Annotated in this window: 26 protein-coding genes; 12 read left to right on the top strand and 14 right to left on the bottom strand. The window is 53.9% G+C overall.

The window, feature by feature from the left end; translation table 11 throughout:
* Positions 1–8: 8 nt before the first annotated feature.
* Together FE788_RS09005 and FE788_RS09000 are read right to left on the bottom strand one after the other, a co-directional pair.
* A complete protein-coding gene (locus FE788_RS09005) occupies positions 9–1,154 on the bottom strand; it encodes a CaiB/BaiF CoA transferase family protein (RefSeq protein WP_138380326.1) in 1,146 nt (381 codons plus the stop codon).
* Between the two features lie 96 nt (positions 1,155–1,250).
* Positions 1,251–2,111: a response regulator transcription factor gene (locus FE788_RS09000; RefSeq protein WP_138380325.1), complete on the bottom strand. Its 861-nt coding sequence runs from the start codon at positions 2,109–2,111 to the stop codon at positions 1,251–1,253.
* Positions 2,112–2,490: 379 nt separating this feature from the next.
* On the opposite strand from FE788_RS09000, the gene FE788_RS08995 reads away from it, so the two are divergent.
* Together FE788_RS08995 and FE788_RS08990 are read left to right on the top strand one after the other, a co-directional pair.
* Positions 2,491–3,081, top strand: a complete 591-nt coding sequence (locus FE788_RS08995) for a sigma 54-interacting transcriptional regulator (protein WP_210413843.1) — start codon at positions 2,491–2,493, stop codon at positions 3,079–3,081.
* Positions 3,030–3,221: a helix-turn-helix domain-containing protein gene (locus tag FE788_RS08990; RefSeq protein WP_138380323.1), complete on the top strand. Its 192-nt coding sequence runs from the start codon at positions 3,030–3,032 to the stop codon at positions 3,219–3,221. Before FE788_RS08995 ends, FE788_RS08990 begins: the two co-directional genes overlap by 52 nt.
* 99 nt (positions 3,222–3,320) lie before the next feature.
* Here FE788_RS08990 and FE788_RS08985 read toward each other — a convergent pair whose 3' ends face one another.
* From FE788_RS08985 to FE788_RS08970, 4 genes are all read right to left on the bottom strand, one after another.
* Positions 3,321–3,572 carry a hypothetical protein gene (locus FE788_RS08985; protein WP_138380322.1) on the bottom strand — a complete coding sequence of 84 codons (252 nt, stop codon included), beginning with the start codon at positions 3,570–3,572 and terminating at the stop codon, positions 3,321–3,323.
* A 302-nt stretch (positions 3,573–3,874) separates the two neighbouring features.
* On the bottom strand, positions 3,875–4,249 hold the full coding sequence (locus tag FE788_RS08980; protein ID WP_138380321.1) for a hypothetical protein: 375 nt from the start codon (positions 4,247–4,249) through the stop codon (positions 3,875–3,877).
* Between the two features lie 145 nt (positions 4,250–4,394).
* Entirely contained in the window at positions 4,395–5,063 is a 669-nt protein-coding gene (locus FE788_RS08975; RefSeq protein ID WP_246057893.1) for a DUF6064 family protein, read from the bottom strand.
* Positions 5,063–5,959 carry an aldo/keto reductase gene (locus FE788_RS08970; RefSeq protein ID WP_138381345.1) on the bottom strand — a complete coding sequence of 299 codons (897 nt, stop codon included), beginning with the start codon at positions 5,957–5,959 and terminating at the stop codon, positions 5,063–5,065. The genes FE788_RS08975 and FE788_RS08970 overlap by 1 nt, the downstream gene beginning before the upstream one ends.
* A gap of 444 nt (positions 5,960–6,403) precedes the next feature.
* Between FE788_RS08970 and FE788_RS08965 the strand changes: the two genes are divergently transcribed.
* Entirely contained in the window at positions 6,404–7,087 is a 684-nt protein-coding gene (locus FE788_RS08965) for a GntR family transcriptional regulator (RefSeq protein ID WP_138380319.1), read from the top strand.
* On the opposite strand, the gene FE788_RS08960 is transcribed toward FE788_RS08965, so the two are convergent.
* Positions 7,075–8,196, bottom strand: coding sequence for an NAD(P)/FAD-dependent oxidoreductase (locus tag FE788_RS08960; RefSeq protein WP_138380318.1), 1,122 nt, complete (start codon positions 8,194–8,196; stop codon positions 7,075–7,077). The genes FE788_RS08965 and FE788_RS08960 overlap by 13 nt on opposite strands.
* Positions 8,197–8,322: 126 nt before the next feature.
* Here FE788_RS08960 and FE788_RS08955 point away from each other — a divergent pair, with 126 nt between their 5' ends.
* A complete protein-coding gene (locus FE788_RS08955) occupies positions 8,323–9,966 on the top strand; it encodes a M28 family metallopeptidase (RefSeq protein ID WP_138380317.1) in 1,644 nt (547 codons plus the stop codon).
* A gap of 241 nt (positions 9,967–10,207) precedes the next feature.
* Here FE788_RS08955 and FE788_RS08950 read toward each other — a convergent pair whose 3' ends face one another.
* From FE788_RS08950 to FE788_RS08935, 4 genes are all read right to left on the bottom strand, one after another.
* Complete coding sequence (locus FE788_RS08950) at positions 10,208–10,402, bottom strand: DUF2783 domain-containing protein (protein WP_138380316.1); 195 nt, start codon at positions 10,400–10,402, stop codon at positions 10,208–10,210.
* Between the two features lie 49 nt (positions 10,403–10,451).
* On the bottom strand, positions 10,452–12,062 hold the full coding sequence (locus FE788_RS08945; RefSeq protein ID WP_138380315.1) for an FAD-dependent oxidoreductase: 1,611 nt from the start codon (positions 12,060–12,062) through the stop codon (positions 10,452–10,454).
* Between the two features lie 181 nt (positions 12,063–12,243).
* On the bottom strand, positions 12,244–13,197 hold the full coding sequence (locus FE788_RS08940; RefSeq protein WP_138380314.1) for an MBL fold metallo-hydrolase: 954 nt from the start codon (positions 13,195–13,197) through the stop codon (positions 12,244–12,246).
* A gap of 166 nt (positions 13,198–13,363) precedes the next feature.
* On the bottom strand, positions 13,364–14,200 hold the full coding sequence (locus tag FE788_RS08935; RefSeq protein WP_138380313.1) for a helix-turn-helix transcriptional regulator: 837 nt from the start codon (positions 14,198–14,200) through the stop codon (positions 13,364–13,366).
* Positions 14,201–14,301: 101 nt separating this feature from the next.
* Between FE788_RS08935 and FE788_RS08930 the strand changes: the two genes are divergently transcribed.
* Entirely contained in the window at positions 14,302–14,631 is a 330-nt protein-coding gene (locus FE788_RS08930; protein ID WP_138380312.1) for a DUF1491 family protein, read from the top strand.
* Here the strand turns inward: FE788_RS08930 and FE788_RS08925 are convergent.
* Positions 14,613–15,545, bottom strand: a complete 933-nt coding sequence (locus tag FE788_RS08925; protein ID WP_168190348.1) for a pyridoxamine 5'-phosphate oxidase family protein — start codon at positions 15,543–15,545, stop codon at positions 14,613–14,615. The genes FE788_RS08930 and FE788_RS08925 overlap by 19 nt on opposite strands.
* A gap of 4 nt (positions 15,546–15,549) precedes the next feature.
* Positions 15,550–16,185 carry a glutathione S-transferase family protein gene (locus FE788_RS08920; RefSeq protein ID WP_138380310.1) on the bottom strand — a complete coding sequence of 212 codons (636 nt, stop codon included), beginning with the start codon at positions 16,183–16,185 and terminating at the stop codon, positions 15,550–15,552.
* Positions 16,186–16,480: 295 nt separating this feature from the next.
* Between FE788_RS08920 and FE788_RS08915 the strand changes: the two genes are divergently transcribed.
* The 4 genes from FE788_RS08915 (at position 16,481) to FE788_RS08900 (ending at position 20,342) form a co-directional block, all read left to right on the top strand.
* Entirely contained in the window at positions 16,481–17,038 is a 558-nt protein-coding gene (locus tag FE788_RS08915; protein WP_168190347.1) for a TetR/AcrR family transcriptional regulator, read from the top strand.
* 417 nt (positions 17,039–17,455) lie between these two features.
* Positions 17,456–17,743, top strand: coding sequence for a co-chaperone GroES (groES, locus tag FE788_RS08910; protein ID WP_138380308.1), 288 nt, complete (start codon positions 17,456–17,458; stop codon positions 17,741–17,743).
* 39 nt (positions 17,744–17,782) lie between these two features.
* Complete coding sequence (gene groL / locus FE788_RS08905) at positions 17,783–19,423, top strand: chaperonin GroEL (RefSeq protein ID WP_138380307.1); 1,641 nt, start codon at positions 17,783–17,785, stop codon at positions 19,421–19,423.
* A gap of 154 nt (positions 19,424–19,577) precedes the next feature.
* On the top strand, positions 19,578–20,342 hold the full coding sequence (locus tag FE788_RS08900) for an enoyl-CoA hydratase (protein ID WP_138380306.1): 765 nt from the start codon (positions 19,578–19,580) through the stop codon (positions 20,340–20,342).
* Positions 20,343–20,473: 131 nt separating this feature from the next.
* Here the strand turns inward: FE788_RS08900 and FE788_RS08895 are convergent, their stop codons facing one another.
* Positions 20,474–22,066, bottom strand: coding sequence for a choice-of-anchor I family protein (locus FE788_RS08895; protein WP_138380305.1), 1,593 nt, complete (start codon positions 22,064–22,066; stop codon positions 20,474–20,476).
* A gap of 254 nt (positions 22,067–22,320) precedes the next feature.
* On the opposite strand from FE788_RS08895, the gene FE788_RS08890 reads away from it, so the two are divergent.
* From FE788_RS08890 to FE788_RS08880, 3 genes are all read left to right on the top strand, one after another.
* Entirely contained in the window at positions 22,321–23,985 is a 1,665-nt protein-coding gene (locus FE788_RS08890) for a nitrite/sulfite reductase (protein ID WP_138380304.1), read from the top strand.
* Positions 23,966–24,445, top strand: coding sequence for a DUF934 domain-containing protein (locus FE788_RS08885; protein WP_138380303.1), 480 nt, complete (start codon positions 23,966–23,968; stop codon positions 24,443–24,445). The genes FE788_RS08890 and FE788_RS08885 overlap by 20 nt, the downstream gene beginning before the upstream one ends.
* A gap of 258 nt (positions 24,446–24,703) precedes the next feature.
* On the top strand, positions 24,704–25,996 hold the full coding sequence (locus FE788_RS08880; RefSeq protein ID WP_168190346.1) for an OprO/OprP family phosphate-selective porin: 1,293 nt from the start codon (positions 24,704–24,706) through the stop codon (positions 25,994–25,996).
* The last annotated feature ends 4 nt before the right edge of the window (positions 25,997–26,000 follow it).

Genomic DNA, 26,000 nt, shown 5'->3' with positions numbered 1-26,000 from the left:
CTTGTATCCTACTCTTCAGGAGACAATTTGGGGGGGCTTCTCCGGTACTGTACCGGGGTCTTGGAAAAATTGATGGGGTTTGAAATCGTCGGGAGGCGCATCCCGTCCTCTCGCACCATTTCCCGCACCATTTGGCGGTGGATCACCTGCGGGTCCGCGAAGGTTTCTTTCAGAGTGTTCACCGGGCCGCAAGGGATGTTGTTTTGTTCGAGAAGGCTTACCCACTCCCGCGTCGTACGTTGTTGCATGACCTCCTCAATCAGGGGAATAAGCTGGTTGCGATGTTCAACCCGGCTTTGGTTCGTGGAAAACTCCGCCCGCGCGGCCCAATCCTGCCCATTCAGTTCGGCAAAACGCCTGAACTGGGCGTCATTGCCGATGGCGAGAATGAGGTGGCTGTCGCGGGTGGCGAAGGCCTGATAGGGCACGATGTTGGGATGGCCGTTGCCCAGGCGTTCGGGAACCTGGCCGCCGATCAGATAATTCATGTTCTGGTTAGCGAGGCTGGCGATCAGGCAGTCCAGAAGGGCGATGTCGAGATATTGGCCTTCGCCGGTCCTGTCGCGGTGGGCAAGTGCGGCGAGGATGCCGACGGAGGCATACATGCCAGTCATCACGTCGGCGATGGCGACGCCCACCTTTTGGGGCCCGCCGCCGGGCAGGCTATCCTTTTCACCGGTGATGCTCATCATGCCGCCCATGGCCTGGATCAGAAAATCATAGCCGGGCCGGCTGGCATAGGGTCCGGTCTGGCCAAAGCCGGTGATCGAACAATAAATCAGGCCGGGATTGAGGGCGCTGAGACTGTCATAATCGAGGCCGTATTTTTTCAGGCCGCCGACCTTGTAATTTTCCACCACCACATCGCAGTCGCGGGCCAGGGCCTTGATTTTGTCCTGGCCTTCCGGCGTACTGATGTCGAGAACCATGCTGGTTTTGTTGCGATTGGCACACAGAAAATAGGCGGCGTCGCCCTGGCTGCCGTCCGGGTTGCGCAGGAAGGGCGGGCCCCAGTGGCGGGTGTCATCGCCGGTCTTGGGACGTTCGATTTTAATGACTTCCGCACCCAGATCGCCGAGCATCTGGGTTGCCCAGGGGCCGGCCAGAACACGGCTGAGATCAAGCACTTTAATATGAGACAGGGGGCTATTCATAACAATACGACCTGTTCTTGCTGAAGATACTCTTGCCAGTAAATCCAAGCATAAAGAGATGTGTGGCAGCGTAAATACCCCCCGGGGAGTAGTCACTCAGCGTCGCCGGCTCATATGATAACGGATCAGGGGGTCTTCCCCTTCTGCCGGGGTGACGGTGGACAGGGCATCAAAAAACAGCGAGAAAAGTTCGGAATGTGACGAGATGTCCAACTTGGCGTATATATTTTTCCGGTGCACCTTGATGGTGGTGGGGGAAATGTCGAGTTTGCCGGCGATGGATTTAGTGGAATGGCCTTTTAGCAGAAGCTGCACGATCTCAAATTCCCGTTCCGTGAGCAGGGAACGACCAAAATTCTTCTGTGCCTCACGCAGGGCGCGGTGGTGGGCGGCTTCGCTGTCTCCTGCGGAAATCTCCGGGGTCAGGCCTTGGCTCCACACCTCCTGGAGAAGTCCCTTAACAAGGGGAAGAATGGTCGAAAGGAGAGAGATTTCGGTCTGTGAGAACAGGCTGTGATCCATGTTTTTGGCCAAGGAAATCGCGAGCACAGGCCCGCCATCCACAGGAATTAGATAATTTACTTCGTCAATCAGACCGGATTGTTTGTACCAGGATTCATAATATTCAGTATCGTAAAAATCTTCCGAACTAATGCTGTTGAGTCGACACAGACAGGGCGCGCGACAGACTTCAGCGGCCTGATAAAACGGATCCAGAAGATAATAACCGGACAGAAATTCGTCGATATTGTTTTTGCGCCATTTGTGGTCGGCATCCTTGTAATAAAAAACCGGGCGCTGGTGGGGAAGATAGACAAGAATGAGCAGACTGTCGATGGCGACAAGGCTCTTGAGTGCGGTTGCAAGTCCGTGCAGCTTGGCTCGACTGTTCGGCGCGAAAAGCGCTTCTGAAAGAAGGTCGTACCACGCCTGCGAGGTCAGAGACATCAAGCCCATATCTTACTGCCTTGTCCCCGAATGGAATATGGTTCTGCCCATCATGGCCTGTCTGCTCCGCAGCCGTTTGTTCTCTGCGTAAATAGTAATGAGCGAACCGGGAAATACAAGCCTGAGTCTGAAAAATAGCGAACTGCAGACATGTTTCGTTAACACATGTCCGCATCCCTCGTTGTGGTTACGGAATGCAGGGCAGGCCGGCGCGATGCAAATGATGCATTATTTGATGTTGGTTCGTTGCAAAAAGGCAGCATTATGGGAAAGGGAAAAATAAAAAATTAGCATAACGGTTTGATTTTAAAGGATAGAAAAAAACGGCATGGGTTTTGCTTTCATCAAGCAAGAAAGTTCGGGACTGAAAACCAGATCCGGATTTCCGATGTTCGACCTGGAGCGGGTCGAGGTACTGCGCAGCCCCCAGGGCACGCTGTTTCTGGATGAAGTGGGAGAAATTCCGCTTTATTGTCAACCCAAACTGTTGCAGTTCCTCGAAACCGGAACGGTTCAACGATTGGGAGCCACCACAGCGAAGCAGGTTAATGTCAAAATCATTGCTGCGACCAACCGGAATCTGGAAAAAATGGTGGCCGAAGACACCTTTAGGAAAGATCTTTTTTACCGCCTTTGCGTTATTCGGATCAAAACTCCCCCCTTACGCGAGACACGGGAGATCGTCCCGGAACTGATTGAAAACTTCTTGGCGCATCTGGTAAAAAAACGGGGACGGCCGCTGCGCTTTAGCAAAGAGGCTTGGACCCGTCTGGTCACCTATGATTATCCCGGCAATATACGGGAATTGCAAAATATTATCGAGCATCTCGCCGTGGAATGCGATGAAGTGGTGAAGCCGGAAAATCTACCGGATTGTATTACGCATGCCAGTCAATATGTTTCTCTGGGCGGGGGCGGCAATACAGTATGGATGATGAAGGGCCGCCGGTTCCTCATCCTGACCAGCCGGAAAACCTGAAAGATCTGGTTCGTCACTTTGAATTGACGGTTATCGAAAAGGCAATTGAACTTCATGGTAGCAAGCGTAAAGCGGCCCAGGCGCTGGGCGTCGATGTCGCCACGATCGTCCGCAAGACAAACTACCAGCCTAAGCCCTAGGCGGGGAACGACCGGCCGGCATAATTCGGCGACTGACGCCGTTTAATCTCTTGTTAAGGCTTGTGTGTGAGCCTGGCCCTGGTGCCGCTCCACATAGCGTCAGCTCGGTTCGTCCGGGGGGCTGTCGGACAGCAAGTTCAGCTCCACGTGATAAACATGGCGATAAAATCGCACCCAAAACCAGGAGATCGCCAAAAAACAAATTCCGTAGGCGATATCTTGCACTATTCCGCTCAAAAATACATTAACGACTATAAGACATATGATCACGATCTCCGCCACGATGAACGAGGAGGCGACGAGCGCCCCGAAGATTGCCGAACTGCGCAGCTTTTTATGAGGCACATTCATGTCATGGCCTCCCGGCAAAAAGCACATCGCAGGGAGTTGCATATAATGCGATGCAAATATCCTGATCGCTCCGAAGTAAGTTGAGGGCGTTTTTGCTGTGGTTCGCGAGGTCTGTGGCTATTGACATGTTTTTCATTCTCATATTCCGCGGGATGCACGATCATGTTGCCGTCCGGATCGGATTCCGGACATTCATGGGCATCATCTTGATTTTAACCAGGGTTACATTGAGAGCGTGACGCCGGTGCGGTTCGGCGCACAGGCGGCGGAACCGTCACCGGGTCCGTCACGGTTTCATCGTGTCATGAGAAGAAAGGGGGAGCCCGCGGTCGGGCGTCTTCCGGTGCGGCGGGGACCCCCGGCAGGAAGCCGTTGGCAGGCTTGATGCCGCCCTTCAGGAGGACGGCGAAAAAGACATCCTGGGTCAAGTTCATGGCCCAGGGAAACGAGCCATCAGGATCATCTTTTTCCGAATGAGAACTTTTGTTTCCGCCCTGAAGCCGAAGGGTGATCGTGGCGGTCGCATTATCTTCAATGGTCAGGTGGTCTGCAGACTTGACGGGATATAACGTGCCCCCCAACCCTGGTGCCGGAGAACCGGAGCTTGCGTCATACAATGAAAAGGCGGCCGCCAGTATGAGAACCAGCAGCGCAACGAAAATATTTGGCCTCTTCATTGTTTCTGTCACAATAGCAACCGAATTTTTACGGGGTTTCAAGACCTGATGTTATCTTCGGTCCGTTTCATTTGAGTCTTTAGTAAGAACCAACTCGACCTCTTTCCCTATATAATCGTTTTCTTCTTCATGGCAAGACCCCCCGCTATTCTGGCGCTTCACGCTCGCTTGTCGAACAATATGGCCGCGGCCGATCATAAAGTCTCACGGCCAGTGTGATGAGCCCCGCCACCGGCAAGACATAGTCTACGGGCAAGGGCAGGGCCCAGGCGGTATAGGTTGCCACGCCACACCACAGCAGCGGGATGAACAAGAGGATAAGAGGAGCGGAACGGCCGGCAAGTGCCAGCACGCCCAGGGTCAGCATCACCGTAGGGCCAGGCGCAAACCCCGCCAGGCGCAGCGCCGTCCAGTCTTCGCTCCAAAGCCTGTCAATAAGGGGATATCCGATCAACGCATAAAGACATATCATGCGGCCGATCATGCCGGGTCCCCCCGCGCGCAGGGAAAGTTTCAGTTTGCCATGCCGGACGCCGTACCATGCCATAAGCCCCGCCTGTCCCACAAAAAAAGCACCATACAGCGGGGCCATAAAATTGAGTGCGGCAAAGCGCGTCATCAGAAAATATCCCCCCGTCCACAGCCAGCCAAACGCCAATAATGCGGCCAAAAGCCGCCTCCCGCATGAAACCGGGCGATAAAACCATACCAGCCCCATCCCCCACAGCCCCATCCCTACAATAAGCAGCGGCCATAAGGCGCTATTATACAGGCTGAGAAATGAAAAAAATACTTCCTGGGAATAGGGCAGCATCACAAATTTTCCACATAGTCGACCATGCGCCGGCGCATGGCCTGATCCGGTTGCGGGCCGGCGAGCACGGCCATGTTTTCGCGCATGTGCGGGATCTGGGACGTGGCCGGGATGGTACAAGTGACATGGGGGTGGGAAATGATGAATTTCAGCAAAAACTGCGCCCAACTGGTGCAGCCGATTTCCGCCGCCCAGATCGGCAACGGGTGCGGGCGAAAGCGGTGGATCAGTTCCTTGCGCCGGAAGGGCCGGTTGATGATCACGGCGATCCCCCGGTCCGCCGCCAGCGGTAGCAGGCGTTGTTCGGCCTCCCGGTCGAGAATGTTATAGGTGAACTGCACAAAGTCCAGCGGCTCGCGGCGCATGATGTTTTCCAACGTCCCATGTCGGCGGCCATGCGAGGTGGTGACACCGATATAACGGACAAGCCCTTTATCTTGGTCGGCCCGCAGGGTTTTGAGGTGATCCTGCCAGTTGAGCAGGTTATGGACCTGCATCAGGTCGAACCGCTCCACCCCCCATAGCCGGCGGGAGGTGGCCATCTGATCCGGACCCTGCCCGGTGAACCAGGTCCAGACCTTGGTGGCAGAAAACAGTTTCGACGTGTTTGTCAGTCGTGCTAGACCATAACCGATTACTTCCTCAGAAGAGCCATACATGGGGGAGGAGTCAATCAGGCCGCCGCCACCGTCAAAAAAAGCGTCGAGGATTTTCACCCGGTGATCCCGCAGGGTCTGATCCTGTCCCACATTGAAGGTGCCCCAGGTCCCCATGCCGATGGCGGGAATTGTTTCTCCGGTGGCGGGTATGGGATTCATCAGCCGCGTTTCAGGCAAGGCCCGGACACCCCGTACCGGTAGGACGCTGGACGCTAAAGCCGCAGACAGCGTTTCCATAAAGTTGCGTCGGGTCAAAGCGAGGCGCGGGTGTTCTGATAAAAAATCATGATATTTCACGTGTGTTTCCTTGCGCCCTGAAGTTTGCGCCCTGAAGTTTGGGCCTGAAGTTTTTCTCCGGCCGGCTCAGCGGTCGGGTCATACCAAACCATCCACCGTTCAGATTTCTCCACGCTCCCCTTAGAGTGAATTGAGCCAACCTATGCACAATTTACTCTAAAATATCATGAATCGGCCTGGTATTGAATTCCTATGGGGCAATCTCATCACCATTCACCTTAAAACCAGGTACAGATGACATAAAACTGTAAAGCGAAGATCGAATGATTTTGAAGGTGAGGGGGAGACAGGGCTGCGAAATGATATGCGGGACAGGGAATAAATTTACAGTTCGGGTAAAAACCGGTATAAGCTCAGAAAAAATCAGAACATAACAGGGCAAAGATGGGCGTCAGGTCGGGACAGAGGCCGCGGCTGCGTAAAACAGCGGCAAATGACATATACGAAACCCTGAAAATGCGGATTGTGGCAGGCCATTATCCGGCGGGGACACGTCTGCGTCAGGACGCGTTGGCTCAGGATCTTGGTACCAGCCGGATTCCGGTTCGTGAGGCGCTTTTTCTTTTGGAAGGGGATGGCCTGGTGGAGGTGCAGCCTTATCGGGGCGCGGTGGTCAGACCGTTAAACGCGGAAGAGATCCGGGAATTGTTTCGGCTGAGGGCTATGTTGGAATGCGACATGCTTGAACGGGCGGTGCCCAACATGACGGATAAGGATATTGCGGTTGCGGATAAGGCTCTGAGGGCCTATGACAAGGCGGTGGACTCCGGTATGAATGCGGCCCATTGGTCCGATCTCAACTGGCAGTTTCATTCCGCTCTTTACAGACCCGCCAACTCGCCTGTGACCCTGAAATTTTGTTATACGCTGCATGACAATACCGATCGTTATCAGCGTTTACAGATGAATCTGAAGGATGCCGCCACACAGGCCCATCAGGAACATGATATGATCCTGAAAAAATGCCGGGAGAAAGATGTGGCTGGGGCCACCGATATGCTCAAAAAACATATTCTTCATGTGGGGAATATGGTGGCGGATTTTATCGCAAAACATCACCCTTCCTGATTGTCAAGAGTGTCTGCAACCTGTTCCGCGATGGCCAGGGCGGCGGTGAGGCCGGGGGAGTCGATGCCCAACAGATTGACGAGGCCCTGAAAGCCGTGCTGTGCGGCGGTCTGGATCTGGAAATCCTGGTCCCCCTGATCGGGGGGCACGATTTTGGGGCGGATGCCGGCATAGTCCGGGATAAGCCGCTCTTCCTCAACTGCCGGCCAGTAGCGGCGGACGGCGGCAGCGAACTGGGGGCGGCGGTTTTCCGTCACGTCATAATCTTCCCGTTTCACCCATTCCACATCGGGGCCGAACTTGCCTTGTCCGACGAGATCCAGGGTTAGATGAATGCCGAGCCCGCCGGGCACCGGTACAGGATAGATCAGATGCCGAAACGGCACGCGCCCGCGGTAAGTAAAATAGTTCCCCTTGGCAAAATATAGCGGCGGAATCCGGGCCGTCGGAAATCCGTCGATCCGCCGCAGCAGAGGCACCGCCCCAAGCCCGGCCGCATTGACCAGATGGCGGCAGGCGAGCGGGAAGGAGGTGCCGTCTTCTTGGCGTACCTCAAGGACAAAGCCGGGCCCGTCGGGGGTGATGCGGTTCACCCGGCTGCCATAGGCAATCATCGCTCCGCGGTCCTGGGCCTCCCCTAACAGGCTCAGCATCAGGCCGTGGCTGTCGATAATGCCGGTGGAAGGGGAAAACAATGCCGCCTCGGCGGCAAGCGCCGGTTCACGGCGGCGACAGTCGTTTCGATCCAGCCAGATCAGATCTCCTACGCCGTTGGCCTGCGCCCGGATGCCGATCTGTTCCAGTGCGGGCTGTTCTTCGGGGGTTGTGGCGACAACAAATTTGCCTAGGCGGCGGTGCGTAATATGACGCTGTTCTGCGTAGGCGTAAAGAAGCGCTTTCCCGCGCACACACAAGGCGGCCTTGCGGCTGCCCGGCGGGTAATAGAGCCCGGCATGGATCACCTCGCTGTTGCGGGAACTGATGCCGCTCCCGATGGTGGTCTCTTTTTCCAGGACAAGAACCTCATGGCCGCGCTGGGCCAAGTTCCGGGCGCAGGCCAAGCCCACAACGCCCGCGCCGATGATGACAGTTTCACAATATTCGCTCATGACGTTCTTCCTTTCCGGCACTATAAGGGGGCGGCCTGTTTGGGTCGAGAGGGTTTTTTATCCTTATATCTTCCGTTTCGGGAGGCGCTGTGCTAGCGTTCCGGAAACAAAAACATGGAGAAAATCATGAAGAAAATTCTGTTGGGGATCATGTTGAGTGCGACCTTGACCGCCTGTGGCGGCGAGGAGAAAACAGTACAGGAAAAGGAACCGGACATTCAGGCAGCGCGACTGGATGCAAATATTCAGATTCTGGCTTCGGACGAATTTGAAGGCCGCAGCCCGTCTTCGCCTGGCGAGGAAAAAACCGTAAACTTTTTGAAACAGAAATTTCAGGAAGCGGGACTGAAACCGGGCAATGGAGACAGCTATTTTCAGGAAATGGATCTGGTGGAAATCACCGCCAATCCGGAAGCGGTGATGACTATTGCCCATGTGGGGGGGCGTGACGAGCTGAAATATGGCCCGGAATATATGGCCTGGACCAAGCGTATGGTGGAGCAGGTCAGTGTGGATGAATCCGAAATGGTGTTCGTGGGGTATGGCATTGTGGCCCCGGAATATGGCTGGAACGATTATGAAGGGGTGGATGTCAAAGGTAAAACAGTTGTCATTCTGATCAACGACCCGGGATTCGCCACGAAGGATCCGGCGTTGTTTACCGGCAAAGCCATGACCTATTATGGGCGCTGGACCTATAAGTTTGAAGAAGCGGCCCGACAAGGCGCGGACGCGGCGCTGATCATCCATGAAACGGCCCCGGCCGCCTATCCCTGGGCCGTGGTGGAAGGCAGCTGGTCGGGGCCGCAATTCTCCCTGGCGACGGAAGACAAGAATATGAACCGTCTCAAGGTGGAAGGCTGGATTCCGGGAGATTATGCGGAAAAACTGTTTAAGACTGCGGGGCTGGACTATGCGGCATTGAAAGAGACGGCCACTAAGGCGGACTTCAAGGCCGTATCGCTCAAGGCCCAAATGTCCCTGACCCTGAATAACCGGATTCGTCAATCGAAATCCCGTAATGTGGTGGCTGTCCTGCCTGGGACAGACCGGGCCGATGAATATATTATTCACATGGCGCATTGGGATCACCTGGGGAAGGACGAAAGCCTGGAAGGGGATCAGATCTATAACGGAGCCCTGGATAACGCGACGGGAACAGCAGGCCTGATTGAGCTGGCTCATGCCTATGCATCCGCGCCTACGCCGCCGCGCCGGTCGGTAATGTTTTTGGCAGTAACCGCGGAAGAGCAGGGGCTTTTGGGGTCACAATATTATGCTGAACATCCGTTGGTGCCGCTTGAGAAAACCGTGGCTGCCATCAATATGGACGTGCTCAATCATCTCGGGCCCACACGGGATGTCACCGTCATCGGTTATGGCAATTCCGAACTGGATGATTATGTGGACCAGGCCGTGAAGGCCGTGGGCCGTGTCACTCGGCCGGACCCGACACCGGAACAGGGGTCCTATTACCGTTCCGATCATTTCAGCCTGGCCAAGGTAGGGGTGCCGGCCATTTATATCGACGGGGGCGTGGACCATGTGGAGAAAGGCGAGGAGTGGTTCCTAAAACAGCATGAGGAATATGTCGCCAATGATTACCATAAGCCGTCGGATGAATATTCCCCGGATTGGGATCTCAGCGGTGCGGTGGAGGACCTCAAGCTGATCTACCGCATTGGCGCAAGGCTCGCCAATGAAGACAGTTTTCCCAACTGGCGCGACGGCACGGAATTCAAGGCCAAACGTGATGCCATGATGAAGTGAGCCTGAGATAAGGAGAGTCTGAGGCAAAGGGGACTTAGGCGCGCTTTATACCCCATAAACCTCTCATCGCGACCCGCCCCTCCTTTTTAGGGGGCGGGCGTAGCGATGATTTTTCCCCTTACCTTTTCCAAAAAAAAGACCCGACAGGATAGATGTCGGGTCCAAAGGAGGCAGTTAGGTGAGATCAGAAGAGAAATCGGCTCAGATGTGATGATCTGTTTTGTCTTACGGGCCTGGAAAATCAGTCATCCCCGCGGGCAATGCGCAGGGCTTCGGACAACACGTCCATATCCCCGATATGATTGGCCAGAATAAGGATCAGTTTGGCGTTCATCAGGTTGACCTCATCTTCGTCAAGGTCGCGTTGGGCATCAATCAGTTCCTGATAAAAGTCATCAGGTTTGGCGATGTTGGGGTCAAGATTGAGAGGTGCCATAAGAAGTCTCCCTTTAGGGTGAATAATGATGAGATTTACTCAATTCATTCTACCGTCCGGTCGCCGTGGCCAGGGCGGTTTTGATTTTTTCGGGATCAAAGCGGCGCCAGCGGGCGGCCACATATTGATCCGGTCGTAAAAGATAAGTGGTGCCGGGCTGGGCATCGTAACGTTTTTCCAGCAACCCTTCCTTGTCTTCAAAATCCCGGCCGACGACAAGGATCTCGGCGGTGATGCCGTCTATGGAGACGGTTTGTACCCCGGGCACCTCGTCAAAGCAGAGCACGACAAATCGGTCGCCGATCTGGTTCAGGAACCAGGCGTCCTGGCCGTCCTTGCGGATCGGAGCATCGCTGCAATTGGTGCCCGGTTTCATATCCCCCTCAAAGACATCCTCATCAGGGGTGTTGAGGGATGAATGTTCATAAGGGGTTGGCATGGACAGGCGGCCGCTGTTGACCAGCGGGCGGGCGAAGGCATATTTTTCCGCCAGCAGCAGGGTGGCGTCCCGGAAATAGCGGCTCATCTTGCTTTTGGGGGTAATGAAATCCGTGGAACGGGTGGAATTCTTCAGATTGTCATCGGCGGCAAAGGCCCGTTCTTCGTGATAGGTGTCGATCAGGCCAAAGGGGGCCTTGCCATCCATCACCAGTTTCAGCTTCCAGGCCAGATTGTCGATATCCTGGAAGCCGGTATTGGCACCGCGTGCGCCGAATGGCGAGACCTGATGCGCGGCGTCACCGGCAAACAGCACCCGGCCATACCGGAAATTGTCAATCCGGCGACAGGCAAACTGATAGATGGACACCCATTCCAGGACAAATTCCGTATCTTCACCCAGCATGGCCTTGAGCAGAGGGACGACGTTTTCCGTTTTGACCGCTTCTTCCGGATCGGCGTCCCAGCCCATCTGAAAGTCGATTCGCCAAACGTCATCGGGCTGTTTATGCAGCAGGGTGGACTGGTTTCTGTGGAAGGGGGGATCGAACCAGAACCAGCGTTCGGACGGGAAGTCATTTTTCATCACCACATCGGCAATAAGAAAACGGTCCTGGAAAAACTTGCCGGTGAATTTTGCCCCCACCATGTCCCGGACTTTGCTGTTGGCGCCGTCACAGGCGATCACCCAGTCGGCTTCCATCGTGAAGATCCCGTCCGGCGTTTCGACCTCAAGGACCGCATAATCGTTATGCTGTTCGATTCCAATGACCTTGTGTTTCCAGCGCAGTTCCACATTTTCCTGGGCCTCACAGGCCTTGACCAGTTCTTCTTCAAGATAATATTGCTGAAGATTGATCATGGCGGGCATTTTGTGCCCCTCCTCCGGCAACAGATCGAACTGATAAGCCAGATCATCCTTGAAAAACACTTTGCCGATTTTCCAGTCCACGCCCCGTTTGACAAGTTTTTCGCCAAGCCCTAGCCGGTCAAGGATTTCTAGGGGGCGCTTGGCATAACATATGGCGCGCGAGCCTATGCTGACCGTATTGTTGTCATCCAGAATCAGGGCTGGGACGCCGTGATGGGCACAATCCAGGGCCGCGGTCATGCCGATAGGGCCGGCGCCAATGACCACCAGCGGATGGCGCAGAACCTTACCCTCTTTCTGTTCGGGGGACTGCACATAGTCATATTCAGGCCACTGATAGGTTTTTAACATCTTAATCGTCTCCCTCGTGAAAAACTGCTACGTGGTTCTCTACACCCTGTGCCCCAATTTGTTTTTTGATTTCTGTTTTTTTGATTAATGATCTGCTTTTTATTTATGTGCTATTGATAGTGCTTCTGTAGGGGCACCGCCCGCGCCAGGAATGGGCAGGGGCGCGCCGCTTGTCGAATTGTCAGCCTTCGAGGCTTTCCCACATTTCCTTATCACGTTCCGCCGTCCAGATCCGCGGATCCCGAATGCCCTGGGCTTCGTCATAGCCGCGGGTCACGTCAAACGGCAGGCAGTGATCGAAAATAACCCAGTTGCCATATTTGGGTTTCAGAAGGTCATAGGTTTTTTTGTAGGTGGTTTTCAGGTCCAGTCCTTCGGCCAGACAGGCCTTGATGGATCCGTACATATCCTGAAGGAAGGCGCGGGTTTCATTAATGCCTTGCAGGCACTGTTCCCTGGTCATCAGCGCTTCGCCACGCCCAGGGACCAGTTTTTCCGGTTCCAGCTTGGCGATGTTTTCCAGGGTCTGCGGCCAGTCTTCTAGGTAGGCGTCCCCGGTATAGGGTGTGGCGCCGAATTCCACCAGATCTCCGGAAAACAGAACCTTGTCCTTGGGAAGCCAGGCGACGGTATCTCCTTTGGTATGCCCGCGGCCCAGTTGCATCAGCTTGACCTCCACATTGCCCAGCCAGATGGTCATTTCTCCGGTGAAGGTGATGGTCGGCCAGGTCAGGCCCGGAATGGTGTCCACTGCATTAAACAGGCGTGGAAAACGTTCATATTCGGATTTGTAATCTTGTTCGCCGCGCTCGACAATCAGGTCATAGGTGTCTTTGCTGGCGATGATGTGTTCCGGATTGTAACCGCTGGCGCCCAAAACCCGCACAGCATGGTAATGGGTCAGGACCACATATTTGATTGGCAGGTCGGTCACCTTGCGGATTTCCTTGATCACGGACTGGGCCATGACCGGCGTCGCCTGGGTATCCAGAACCATCACGGCATTGTCGCCTACGATCACGCCGGTATTGGGATCGCCCTCGGCGGTAAAGGCGTAGGCGTTATCAGACAGTTTGGAAAAGGTAATTTTCTTTTCTTCCAGATCAGCCTGTGAAGCAAATTTTTTCTCACTCATATTTAACTCCCTGAGTCATGACGGTTTTTAAGTGGAAGCGGGTAAGGTGACACGCCTGAATGTTGAACATCTTAATCTTTTCCGGGCGTGTTGTATGTCCTCACAGAAGGGGACAGGATGATCAGTATAACAGGAAATCAGGGACAGATCAGCTTTTCGGCGGTATTCAGGCCGTTACTGGCATGAATTCCAGGCACAGGCTGAACAGTTCATTCTGGGAGGAGATGCCGAGCTTGGCATAGGCGCGTTTGCGATAGGTATGGACGGTGGAAATGGCCACATCAAGCTCCAGCGCGATGGCCTCGGAGGTATATCCCTGCAAGATCCGCGAACAGACGTCCCGTTCCCGTGTCGTCAGCCGGCCGAAGACCTCGTTCTGGGTGTTGAGCACCTTGGCCATCAGCGCGGAAGAGCGGCTCAACGGCACACGGGTGACAATGGGGTCTGCCGGTTTGTCACGAAATTCCCTGAGCCGGGAATGTTTGAAAATCAGATTGGTCAGCAGCGGCAGCAGTCGTGATAATTCTGCAAATTCCGCATCGGTGAACTTGCCGCTGCGTTTCAGACGGTAGAAACTGCAATAAATATTGTATTGGCGGGTCTGCAGCAGGCTGGATACCTTGTCGATTAGTCCGGTGTTCCGGAAAAAACGGTTCCGGTATTCCGAGGTGTAAGCAGAGGGGTCGTTGTGTCCCAGAACGGTGAGTTGTTCATTTTCGGGTGGGGTTTTGAAACTTACCAGCGGTGCCAGATTGGGGTCCTGCACATAATATCCGCCGGCATAGGCGCTGGCGAGGGCGGCGCAGGTTTCCTCGTCCAGATGGCTTTGGGTAAAAAGATGGCCGGTGGTGCCGTCATGGCGATTGATGAACACGGTGCAATGATCCACTTTCACGGCCAGATTTACCAAGTCGAACAGGGTCTGTTCAAAACCCGCCCGCCCCAGTTTGCAAATGGTGCTGGTCAGTTTTTTTAACCAGAGATCATTCCCGCTTATTGACACGTGTTCACTTCCCGTTATGGTTCCTCATCACTATCTATAATAACCTTATCTATAATAACCTTCAGGGAAAAGTCTAACACTATGACTGAAGAACGGGCACTATGACTGAAGAACGGGTGAAAACGTCTTTCTGGGTTTCCGCGGAAATTCGCAAGCTGGAGGGCCGGCTGATCACCGCCATGGTGCGTTACAAGGGGGATGTGGATCGGGGGCTTGTCCTGATCAAACAGAATCTGATGGGAGACGGTTCAATTCTGTATACACAGGGACGGGACCCGCAGGGGCGGTTGGGATGGCGTACGCCGCTGGGTCCCGACCCGCTACCGGAAGACAAGGCGGAAGACTATATCGCCCGGCAGCGCAAATTTGATGAAGATCTGTGGGTGCTGGAAATTGAAGACCCGCAGAGAGTTTATGTGCCCGGTGAATAAAGAATCTTTTCAACATTGAGGCGGACCAGCCGCCGGGCTTTGGGCATCTTTTCCGGGGGGCTGGTTTTTGCAGGATTATCTCCGGGGTCGGTCCAGCCGGCCGCTTCAAAATTATCGAAGATGACGTCCGCCTTGCCAAACAGGCGCAGCCGCAGGCCGCTGTCAAAATCCACAAAAAGGAGTCCGGCCCTGCCGTCCATCAGGATATTGCCCAGGCTGTTGAAAAAATTGTTTCCTGCGTAATCGGGAAAAATCAGCGTCCGGGCGTTCGGGGTCTGGACAAAACCCGGCGGACCGCCCCGATGGGACATGTCCATGCCGCTGAGCGTTTCGTTCTGATGGGCGGTATAACCGCTGGCAATGAAAAAACGGATGCTGCGACGGATGACATTACGGATTGCGGGAGTCATTTCAGACAGTCCAATAGGGGGGGCTGACGGGGAGCGAATGGCCGCAATATCCTGAATATCAATATATTGCGGACAGTTGCCGAAAGCCTGATCCACCCGAAAGATAATCTTTTCTCCGTCCAGGGCCGCAACCCTGCCATTGACGCGGTTGCGGCGTTTGTTGGAAAAATCCAGGCCCAGAAGCCCTAGATGTTGGCCCGCATGGAGATTGGGGCGGTCTTCAGGGAAAGCATGCAGGATCATGTGCTGACTGTCCGGAACGCTAATCAAGGGGACATCGCCAGCCATGATTGTGGGCAGGGGCCACCCCTTAGGGTCCCGAACAGACAAGAACAGATAGGAAAGATTGCTGAAAAATTCCTGTTGTTGTTCAGTCAGAAACGGGCGAATGAATTTCTGGCCTATTTTTTCCACCAGAGCCCGTTTGCCGGCCTTTTCCTGAATCAGGCTCTCCCCCTCGTGAAAGGGGGAGGCAGCAGATAAGGGAGGGGGAGAAGACGTCATGGGGTCACCTCTCGTCACGTGCAGGGGTAGGGTTAGGGAGAGGCATGGCCAGAAAACCATCCAGATTTTCCACATTTTTCAGCCAGCGGCGAATATTGTCATAGGGGCTAAGATCCACACCCGCAATGGGGGCGCGGGAGATATAGGAATAATTGGCAATATCCGCGAGTGTTGGCTGTCCCCCTACAAGCCAGTCCTGCCCGGCCAGCAGCGGATCCATAATTGCGTACAGTTTGTGGCTGTTTTCCACGGCAAGGACATGTTCATTGGTATCGCCGGTGAAGACGGTGGCGATATAGGCCTTGGCCGGACCGTGCAGAACTTGGTTGGCGGATATATTGAACCATTGCTGGACTTCTGCGGCCGTCTGGGCATCACGCGGGTACCAGTCCCGGGCGGCCTCTGCTTGATGCTTCAGGGCCAGATAGACCAGAATGGCATTGGAGTCCCGGATCACGGTGGATCCATCCACCAGCACAGGCACGGTGCCAAAGGGGTTAAGCCGCAGATAGGCCTCGCTGTGCTGCTCGCCCGCCAGAAGATCGACAGGGACGGTTTCGTAATCCTGTCCCAGGATATTCAGGAACAGGCGGACCTTGTGGCAGTGACCGGACAGGGCAAGATCATAAAGTTTATACATTTTATTATCCTTTCAGGGTGAAAGTGGGATGCCCCAATGAGAGGCGATTAATCAGCAGGCCCAGCAGAGTGACCGTGAGGGCGCCGCTGAAGACGGGAAAAATCAAAAATTCGGGCAGGGGCTGCGCGGAACGGGCGGGCGGGGACTAGAAAAGTAGGTCATCGCGTTTCTCCATAAGATATGGTATATATACAGACAAGTCTGTCTATTTGTCAACAGGATTATGAGAAACTGTTTCTTGCATCCGGCAAGGGGACCAATTAAGTTTGTAATTTCAAAGAATAACGGAGGTAATATGGCGTCCTCACGCAGAGATCATCTGGTCGATACGGCCGTCAGACTTTTTAATCGCTACGGATATCACGCGACAGGCATTGATACGATTCTCAAGGAAGCAGGCGTGGCGAAAATGACGCTCTACAATCATTTCAAATCCAAGGACGATCTGGTGGTGGCTGCTCTAAAAAAGAAGGAACAGTTTTTCGCCGATCAATACCGTCTGAAAACGGCGGGCTGGGACCTGAAACCCCGGGGGCGCCTCAATGCCATTATCGAAGTGTATGAGGACTGGTTCCGCTCCCCCGATTTTAACGGGTGTATGTTTCTGAGGGGGGCGGGCGAATATGCCGATCCAAGAAGCCCGGTCTTCCAGACCATTCGGGCTCATAAGGAAACCACATTGAAACGTTATGCGGGGCTTGGTGCGGAACTTGGCATGCGGGATCCGTTTTCTTTTGCCAGTCAGCTCATGGTGATCATTGATGGAGCGATCCAGGGGGCCAAGATTTTCGGGGCGGAACCCGCCATCAAAACCATGCGCACCATGGTCAATCGTTTGGTTGAAGGAAAATAACCAGGTCAAAGACGGGGGGCAGCGGCGGCTGTGGCGCTTCTACTATTATTATAATAGAACTTTCTTGGATATATATTTATTTAATATCTTTATATAGAGTCCATCTATATATCACTATATATCATAAGGTCACTAGAGTGAATTGTGCATAGGTTGTGAGGCGAACCTGCGATGCAAAACTGTGACGCGGAAAGGATAAAATGTCAGCAGACGGCTTGTAATTTTCAGTCTCTCCCCCATATGGGGTAGGGGATTGAAAAAAGTCTGGTTTTTTTTAAAAAAAATCTTCCACTACCCCTTGACACTTCCTGGATCAGATCTATTTCTCTAGACAGCTGTTAGCACTCTCTCTTGGTGAGTGCTAATATTTCAACCATGTAGAATGAAACCAACCTTATTAAAAGAGGAATAAGCAAAATGGCATTTCGTCCGTTGCATGATCGTGTTCTTGTCCGTCGCGTGGATAGTGAACAGAAAACCGCCGGTGGCATCATTATTCCGGATACCGCCAAGGAAAAACCCAGCCAGGGTGAAGTTGTTGCCGCGGGGCCGGGCGTAAAAGGTGAAGACGGGACTGTCCGTCCTCTGGATGTGAAAACCGGGGACCAGGTACTGTTTGGCAAATGGTCAGGTACCGAAGTGAAGATCGACGGAGAAGATCTGCTGATCATGAAAGAGTCCGACATTCTCGGCATCATCGAATAATTCATTCCGAACACGACTAAGAAATAGAGGAATTTCAATATGGCTGCTAAAGATTTAAAGTTCGGCTCTGACGCCCGTACCCGTATTCTCGCCGGTGTGGATGCACTTGCCAATGCGGTTAAAGTTACGCTTGGCCCGAAAGGCCGTAACGTCTTGCTCGAAAAATCCTTCGGGGCGCCGCGCATCACCAAAGACGGTGTTTCTGTGGCCAAGGAAATCGAGCTGAAAGAAAAATTTGAAAACATGGGCGCCCAGATGGTCCGCGAAGTGGCTAGCCGCACCAATGATGTGGCCGGTGACGGGACCACTACGGCGACTGTTCTGGCCCAGTCCCTGATCCGTGAGGGCATGAAAGCCGTTGCCGCTGGCATGAACCCGATGGATCTGCGTCGCGGTATTGACCTTGCCGTTGAAAAGGTTGTGGCAGACCTCAAAGCTAAATCCAAAGAGATTTCTTCAAGCGACGAAGTGGCTCAGGTTGGTTCCATTTCTGCCAATGGTGAAGTTTCTGTTGGTAAGATGATTGCCGAAGCCATGGAAAAAGTCGGCAAGGAAGGTGTCATCACCGTTGAGGAAGCCAAAGGTCTTGAAAGCGAACTGGAAGTTGTGGAAGGTATGCAGTTCGACCGCGGCTATCTGTCACCGTATTTCATCACCAATGCGGAAAAAATGAGCGTCGAGCTGGAAAACCCCTATATCCTGCTCCACGAAGCCAAACTGTCCAGCCTGCAGCCCATGCTGCCGCTGCTTGAAGCTGCTGCTCAGTCCGGCCGTCCGCTGCTGATCATCGCCGAAGACGTCGAAGGCGAAGCACTCGCTACCCTCGTGGTCAACAAACTGCGTGGCGGCCTGAAAATTGCTGCTGTGAAAGCTCCGGGCTTTGGCGATCGCCGGAAAGCCATGCTGCAGGATATCGCGATCCTGACCGGTGGCCAGGTGGTTTCTGAAGATCTTGGCATTAAGCTGGAAAGTGTCACGCTGGATATGCTGGGCTCTGCTAAGAACGTCACCATCACCAAAGACGATACCACCATCGTCAATGGCGCTGGGGCGAAAGAAGACATTGAAGCCCGTTGCGGCCAGATCCGCGCCCAGATCGAAACCACCACATCTGACTATGATCGCGAAAAACTGCAAGAGCGTCTGGCCAAACTGGCTGGCGGTGTTGCCGTGATCAAGGTTGGTGGTGCTACCGAGATCGAAGTGAAAGAACGTAAAGACCGCGTTGACGATGCTCTGCATGCGACCCGCGCTGCTGTGGAAGAAGGCATCGTCCCGGGTGGTGGTACGGCTCTGCTGTATTCAAGCCGTGTTCTCGAAGGTCTGGAAGGTGAAAATGCTGACCAGAATGTGGGGATCAGCATCGTGCGCCGTGCCCTTGAGGCTCCGGTCCGTCAGATTGCCGAAAATGCTGGTAAGGACGGTGCCGTCATCGCTGGCAAACTTCTGGAAAGCACCGACACCAACTATGGTTATGATGCTCAGAAAGAGGAGTTCTGTGACCTGGTGGCTGCCGGGATCATCGACCCGACCAAAGTGGTGCGTACCGCTCTGCAGGACGCAAGCTCAGTGGCTGGGCTGCTGATCACCACTGAAGCCATGGTTGCCGAACGTCCGGAAGAGAAACCGGCTGCACCGGCAATGCCCGACATGGGCGGTATGGGCGGCATGGGCTTCTAAACCCCGCCCGCAGACAAGCTTTACCGAAGGGCTGCGCCTGTCGCAGCCCTTTTTCATGTCTGTGGGGTTCTGTTTTTTTATAAAACGACCGTTTGAATTTTCCCGGCCAATGGCGTACACTTCATTGCAGTATAGGAAACGGGAGATTGTGGCGATGAGCGAACATATTCTGAAAGAACGGGATGACCGGGTATTAATTCTTACCTTTAACCGGCCGGATAAAAAAAATGCCATAACCCATGAAATGTATACAGCATTATGTGATGGCCTTGACGAGGCGGCGGCGGATGATCATATCCGTGTGGTATTGATTCGCGCCAATGGCGATGCGTTTACCAGTGGCAATGACCTGAAGGATTTTGCCGCGGGTCTGCAGGATGCCGAGAAAGCGCCGGTATTCCGTTTCCTGAAAACCATTTCCCGCTTTGAAAAGCCGATTGTGGTCGGGGTGCAGGGGCTGGCAGTAGGGATCGGGGTGACCATGCTGTTGCACAGCGATCTGATTTATGCGACGCCGGAGGCGACGTTCAGCACCCCGTTCACCAATCTTGCGCTGGTGCCCGAAGCGGGATCGTCCTATCTTTTGCCGCAGGCCATTGGTCCGGCCAAAGCGGCGGAAATGCTGATGATGGGGGAAGTTCTCAGCGCCGAGGAGGCGGAAAAGGCTGGCCTGGTGGCACGGCTTTTACCGGCCAATGACTTCGCGGCAGCCGTTTTGGCCAAGGCGCATGCGCTCGCGGCCAAGGCCCCCAATGCCATCCTGCAAACCAAACGGCTGCTGCGCAAAAACCATACGGTCATGCAGGACCGCATGATGGAGGAGGGGCAGCTTTTTGCCGAGCTTCTCAAAACCCCGGAATTTATGGAGGTGGCCACAGCGTTTTTCGAAAAACGCCAGCCTGATTTTTCCAAATTCTAAAGTGAATTGAGCCACCCTATTCACAATTCACTCTAGATCTTCCAAAAGAAAGGCGGCTGTTCCGTAAAGCCGCCCAAGTCTGGGGAGGAAAATGTCTTATTTGATCCAATATAGGTCAAATTGGTTGAGATTCAGTTAATTTCCATTACCTCAACAGTGCCGCTGATTTCATAAGCAACCAGCAATAACGGTTTGCCGGTGGGGCTGTCGTCGGCCGGGATGAAACTTATCCCTTCCGGTCCCAGCGGGCCGGCGGCCTTGATATCGGCGGTTCTGGAAAAGTCGAGCTCTTTATTGAAGACCCGGTTGTTGATATAGGTGGAGAATTGCGGCGCGGTTGGGTCGGTGACGTCATACACCATAATGCCGCCGACCCGTTCAAGTCCGATAAAGGCATAGGTTCTGTCGTCTACGACACCGATGGTGAGCCCTTCCGGTTCGGGACCTTTATTATCGCTGCGTTTGTCGGCGCTGGCGCCTTCGTCATTGTCGCTGTTGAATCCGTCCTTACCAAGGTGACGAGCAGTGATTTGTTCAAACTGGTCCCCGCTGTCAAACAGCAAAGTGCCTTGTTCGGAAAAAACCGAAAAAGAACGGGCGCCATAGCTGTGGATTCGGTCAATGTCCCCATCCCCATCAAGGTCACCGTCGGTGCCGGAAATGCGCAGTTTCTTGAAGGCAGCCACCAGATCCTTTGGAAAACGTGTTTCGTCCAGGGGGGCTTTCCCGGCCTTGATTTCTTCTTCCCGGGCATCGCCTTCATTGGCGGTCAGGATAAAGGTGCGGTCCTCATGGGTGAGGGTAGCAATGGCATCCGGCATATACATGCCATAGAGGGGCAGGGGGCGGATATTGATGCCGTCTTTATCATTGGCGTCCAGGCCCTGTCCGGCGTGGCTGTGGTCTTTGAGCCCCAGCGGCAGAATGCGGCTGATACGGCCTTCCACAAGGTCGATTTCCGCCAGCGCATTGTTTTCCTGCAGGGATACCCAGGCCCGGCGGCTGTCGGCGGCGGGGGCAATATATTCCGGTTCCGCATCTTCCGCAAAGCTCTTGCCGGGTGCGATACGTACGCCCTGGCGGATCAGTGCCCTGGTCGAAAAACCCTCAAAGCCGGCCTGGATCACCCGTGCCCGGGACAGCCCATGTACCAAATCAATGATTGTCACAGAGCCTGACGGGTCAACACCATCGCGAGGTTCGCCCTCATTGGCGGCCAGCACATAACGTCCGTCCGGGGTAAAGCTTACCATATCCGGCAGGGACCCGGCCGGAAATTCAGAAATTCTTTGAAAGCTGTTGTTGAAAAGCAGGATCTTGCCCGGTCGTTGTGGAAGCGCGTCATTATGGACCGCAACGGCGATCAGGTCGTGGCGCACCGCCACACTGGTGGGCGTTTCCACAGCAGTCAGGGTCAATGTGGCATGTTTTTCAAGTTTGTTTCCCGGCGTCAGACGCAGAACATCAACCGAAGGGGCGGCACCGTTGACCACAAAAATATTTTGTGTGTCGGGCTGGAACACCACAATTTCAGCAGCGCTTTTTTTGAAAAGATCGGTTTCGTAAGTCGCCAGCGTTTTGAGCTCAAGGGGGGCGGCATGGGATAAAGAAGTCGCAAGGGATAGCGAAATCATAGCGCCGCCAAGGGGTAAGCCGAAGAGCAGAGCGAGCGTCCGGAACAGTGATTTTTGCATCCTGTGGATAAGCGTTAAACGTGAAGACATGATATTTCCTTCCAGAACGTTGTTGGCTCATCCTGCCCTGGACATGTGAAGCTTTTATGAAAAAGTATTTTTTGGAAAAACACATTTGTTGTATTGAAAAACATAATTTTTAGGGTTATATATGTGTAGAATAAGATAAAATACACTAAAAAATACGGTAAATTAGCCGCTTATGCTGAATGAAGTCTGCCCTGAGCGGATAGACTGAGCAGACGAACCAGGCCGCCGGGCCAGCCCGGCATTGGATAAAGACCATGTATATATATGACGATTATGACCAGAAAATTGTAAATGAACGCGTTGCCCAGTTTCGGGGCCAGGTGGCGCGTCGTCTGTCCGGGGAGTTGACCGAAGAGGAATTTCGTCCCTTAAGGCTTCAGAACGGGCTGTATTTACAGCTTCATGCCTATATGCTCAGGGTGGCGATTCCCTATGGCCTGTTGTCGTCGCGTCAGTTGCGGATGCTGGCCCATGTGGCACGCAAATATGACAAAGGCTATGGTCATTTTACCACGCGCCAGAATATTCAATATAACTGGCCGAAGCTGGAAGATGTGCCGGACATTCTGGCGGATCTGGCCACGGTGCAGATGCATGCCATTCAGACCAGCGGCAACTGTATCCGTAATATCAGTGCTGACCAATATGCTGGCGTCGCAGGGGATGAGGTGGTCGACCCGCGGCCTTATGCGGAAATCATGCGGCAATGGTCCACCTTTCATCCGGAATTTGTGCATCTGCCGCGTAAATTCAAAATGGCCTTTACCGGTGCAAAAACGGACCGGGCGGCTATACTGTTCCATGATATCGGCTATCGGGCGACCAAAAACGATGCTGGCGAGATCGGTTTTGAAGTCTATGTGGGTGGCGGCATGGGGCGAACCCCGATGGTTGGCAAGCTGATCAATGCGTTTGTGCCGGAAAAGGACCTGCTGACCTATACCGAGGCGATCATGCGGGTCTATAACCGTTATGGGCGCCGGGATAACATGTTCAAGGCCCGGATCAAGATCCTGGTTCATGAGCTCAAGCTGGAAGAATTTACCCGCCGGGTGGAAGAGGAATGGCATAATATCCTCGAAGAAGGCGGTGTGGAACTGGATCAGGCGGAAATCGACCGGGTTAAGGCGCATTTTACGGAACCGGAATATGAGACCCTCCCGGCCAAATCCGCCGTGGTGGAGCAGCTTCTGCTGGATAACCGGGATTTTTCCTGGTGGTACAAGCAAAATGTCGTGGCCCATAAGAAACCGGGGTATGCCATTGTGATCGTTTCCCTGAAAAAACCGGGTGTGCCGCCAGGCGATGCCACGGATAAGCAGATGGAAGCGGTGGCGGATCTGGCGGATCAGTATAGTTTCGGGGAAATCCGCACCACTCACGATCAGAATCTGGTGCTGGCCGATGTGAAGCAGGACGATCTGCCGGAACTTTGGGAAAACCTTAAAGCACTGGGATTTGCCACCCCCAATATAGGCACATTGCAGGACATGATCTGCTGCCCGGGGCTGGATTATTGTTCTCTGGCCAATGCTCGCTCCATCCCCATAGCGGAGCGGATCAGCCAGCATTTTGACGACATGGATTATCTCTATGACCTGGGTCAGCTGAAGCTGAAAATGTCCGGCTGTATCAATGCCTGCGGCCATCATCATGTGGGCCATATCGGGATTTTGGGCGTCGACAAGAAAGGTACGGAATATTACCAGATCACCCTTGGCGGGTCGGAAAGTGATGACGCCTCCATTGGCAAAATCATGGGGCCGGCCTTTGGGGAAGAGGAGATTGTTCCGGCCATTGACCGGCTGTTGAAAACTTATGTGGCACTTCGTGAGGAGGGCGAACGTTTTCTGGATACCTACCGGCGTGTGGGAATGGCACCGTTTAAGGAGGCAGTCTATGCAGATCATCAAGCATAAAACCATCGTCGAGGACAGCTTCCAGCATGTGGGAGAAGCCGAGGCCCTGCCGGAGGGGGATGTCATTGTTCCCTTGGCACGCTGGCTGATTGAAAAAGACAAATTGCGGCACCGTGAGGGCAAGGTCGGGGTGCGTCTGGGCTCTGATGCCGATCCGGCCATCTTGAAAGAAGATCTTGATGACCTTGCTGTTATAGCTGTGGAGTTTCCCACCTTTATGGACGGGCGCGGTTATTCCATTGCCCGGTTGCTGCGGGGACGTTACGGGTATCAGGGGGAATTGCGCGCTGTGGGAGATGTCATGCGGGATCAGATGTTTTACATGCAGCGCTGCGGGTTTAATGCCTTTGAAGTCAAGGAAGGCAAGGACATCAGAGATGCCTTGCAAGGCCTGGACGGGTTTTCTGTGACCTATCAGGCCTCGGTGGATGAGAAATTGCCGCTTTACCGCCGCCGCTAAACCGGGATAGGGATCCATCATGTAAAGGCCGTTGCAGAACGGCCTTTATTTTTTGTGCGGTTGGTTTTTTGCTGGCTCAGCATAAGATGTCACAAAAATGTCATAAAACCATAATTTTTCATTCACGAATGATGTTTAGTGAAGGGGCATGCCACGGATGCGAGAGGAAACCGGATTACCGTAATCCGTTGACTGCCAAAGTGTATAGAACCAGAAACTTTTATAACCACAGAAGATAACCACAGAAGGAACATGAATATGTCTATCAGGAAACGTCTGACCCCTATACTGGCCGCGACTGCCCTTTCAGGGGTGGCTTTTGCAGCGCCTGCCTCAGCCCAGTCCGTTGAGGAATTGCAGCGCCAGATCAACGCCCTGCAGAATCAAATCAATGACCTCAAGAAAAATGAGAAAAAAGATGACAGCGGCAGTGATCTGAACGTCAAGTGGAAAGGCGCGCCGGAACTGTCCAGCAAGGACGGCAAGTTCAAAATGAAAGTCCGCGGTCGTCTGTATGTGGATTACGGCAATGTGTCTGCTGATGACGCCGCTGGCAATTCCCTTGACGCAGACAAGGTTGACGGAACGGAATTCCGCACAGCGCGCCTTGGCGTGGAAGGCGTGGTTTTCAAGGACGTCAAATACAAATTTGAAGCCGATTTTGCCGGTGATGAGGTGGAAGTCAAAGACGCCTATCTGGAATGGAAACTGAAACCGGTTTCCGTGATGGTGGGGCAGTTTAAAACCCCCAACTCTCTCGAAGAGCAAACCTCTTCCCGTTATATCACTTTCATGGAACGCGGTAGCTTCACGGATGCCTTCAGCCTGTCCCGTCAGACCGGTATTGCCCTGAACTATGTGGACAATGGCATGACCTTCAAAGCCGGCCTGTTCCAGGGGGATGCGGCCAGTGGTGGTGACAAACAGGACCGGACCTACGCCGCTCGGGCCACCTATGGGGCAAAATTTGATGGCGCGTTGGTCCATGTGGGCGCGTCTGTACGGTATCGGGAACTGGATGAGGCCGGTACCGTCCGCTATCGCCAGCGCCCACACAACCACCAGGCCAGCCGCTATGTGAATACCGGAAATTTCGCGGTTGATAACGACACCTTCTTCGGTCTGGAGCTGGCGGGTCGCATGGGCCCGTTCTCCGCACAGGCCGAATGGGCCTGGCAGAGCGCCGACCTTGTCGCTATGGATGACAACGCCTCCTTTAACGGCGGGTATGTGGACCTGAGCTATTTCCTTACCGGTGAAGAACGCGGGTATAAAAAAGGCGCGTTCAGCCGTGTAAAAGTGAAAAACCCGGTCTTTGAAGGCGGCATGGGGGCCTGGCAGATTGCCGCCCGTTATGATGTGGTTGACCTCACGGACAATGAGGCGCTCATCGACGGTGGCAAACAGGAAACCTGGATTTTGGGCGTCAACTGGCACCTGAACAACTATACCCGCGTCATGGCCAACTATTCCCACTCCGATATTGAAGGCGGTGCGGATGACGGGACCGACGTTGATACCTTTGGTCTGCGGTTCCAGGTTGACTGGTAAAATC

The sequence above is a fragment of the Luteithermobacter gelatinilyticus genome (assembly GCF_005849285.1).
GTDB classification, from domain to species: domain Bacteria; phylum Pseudomonadota; class Alphaproteobacteria; order Sphingomonadales; family Emcibacteraceae; genus Luteithermobacter; species Luteithermobacter gelatinilyticus.
This window is presented reverse-complemented; position numbering and strand designations above follow the sequence as displayed.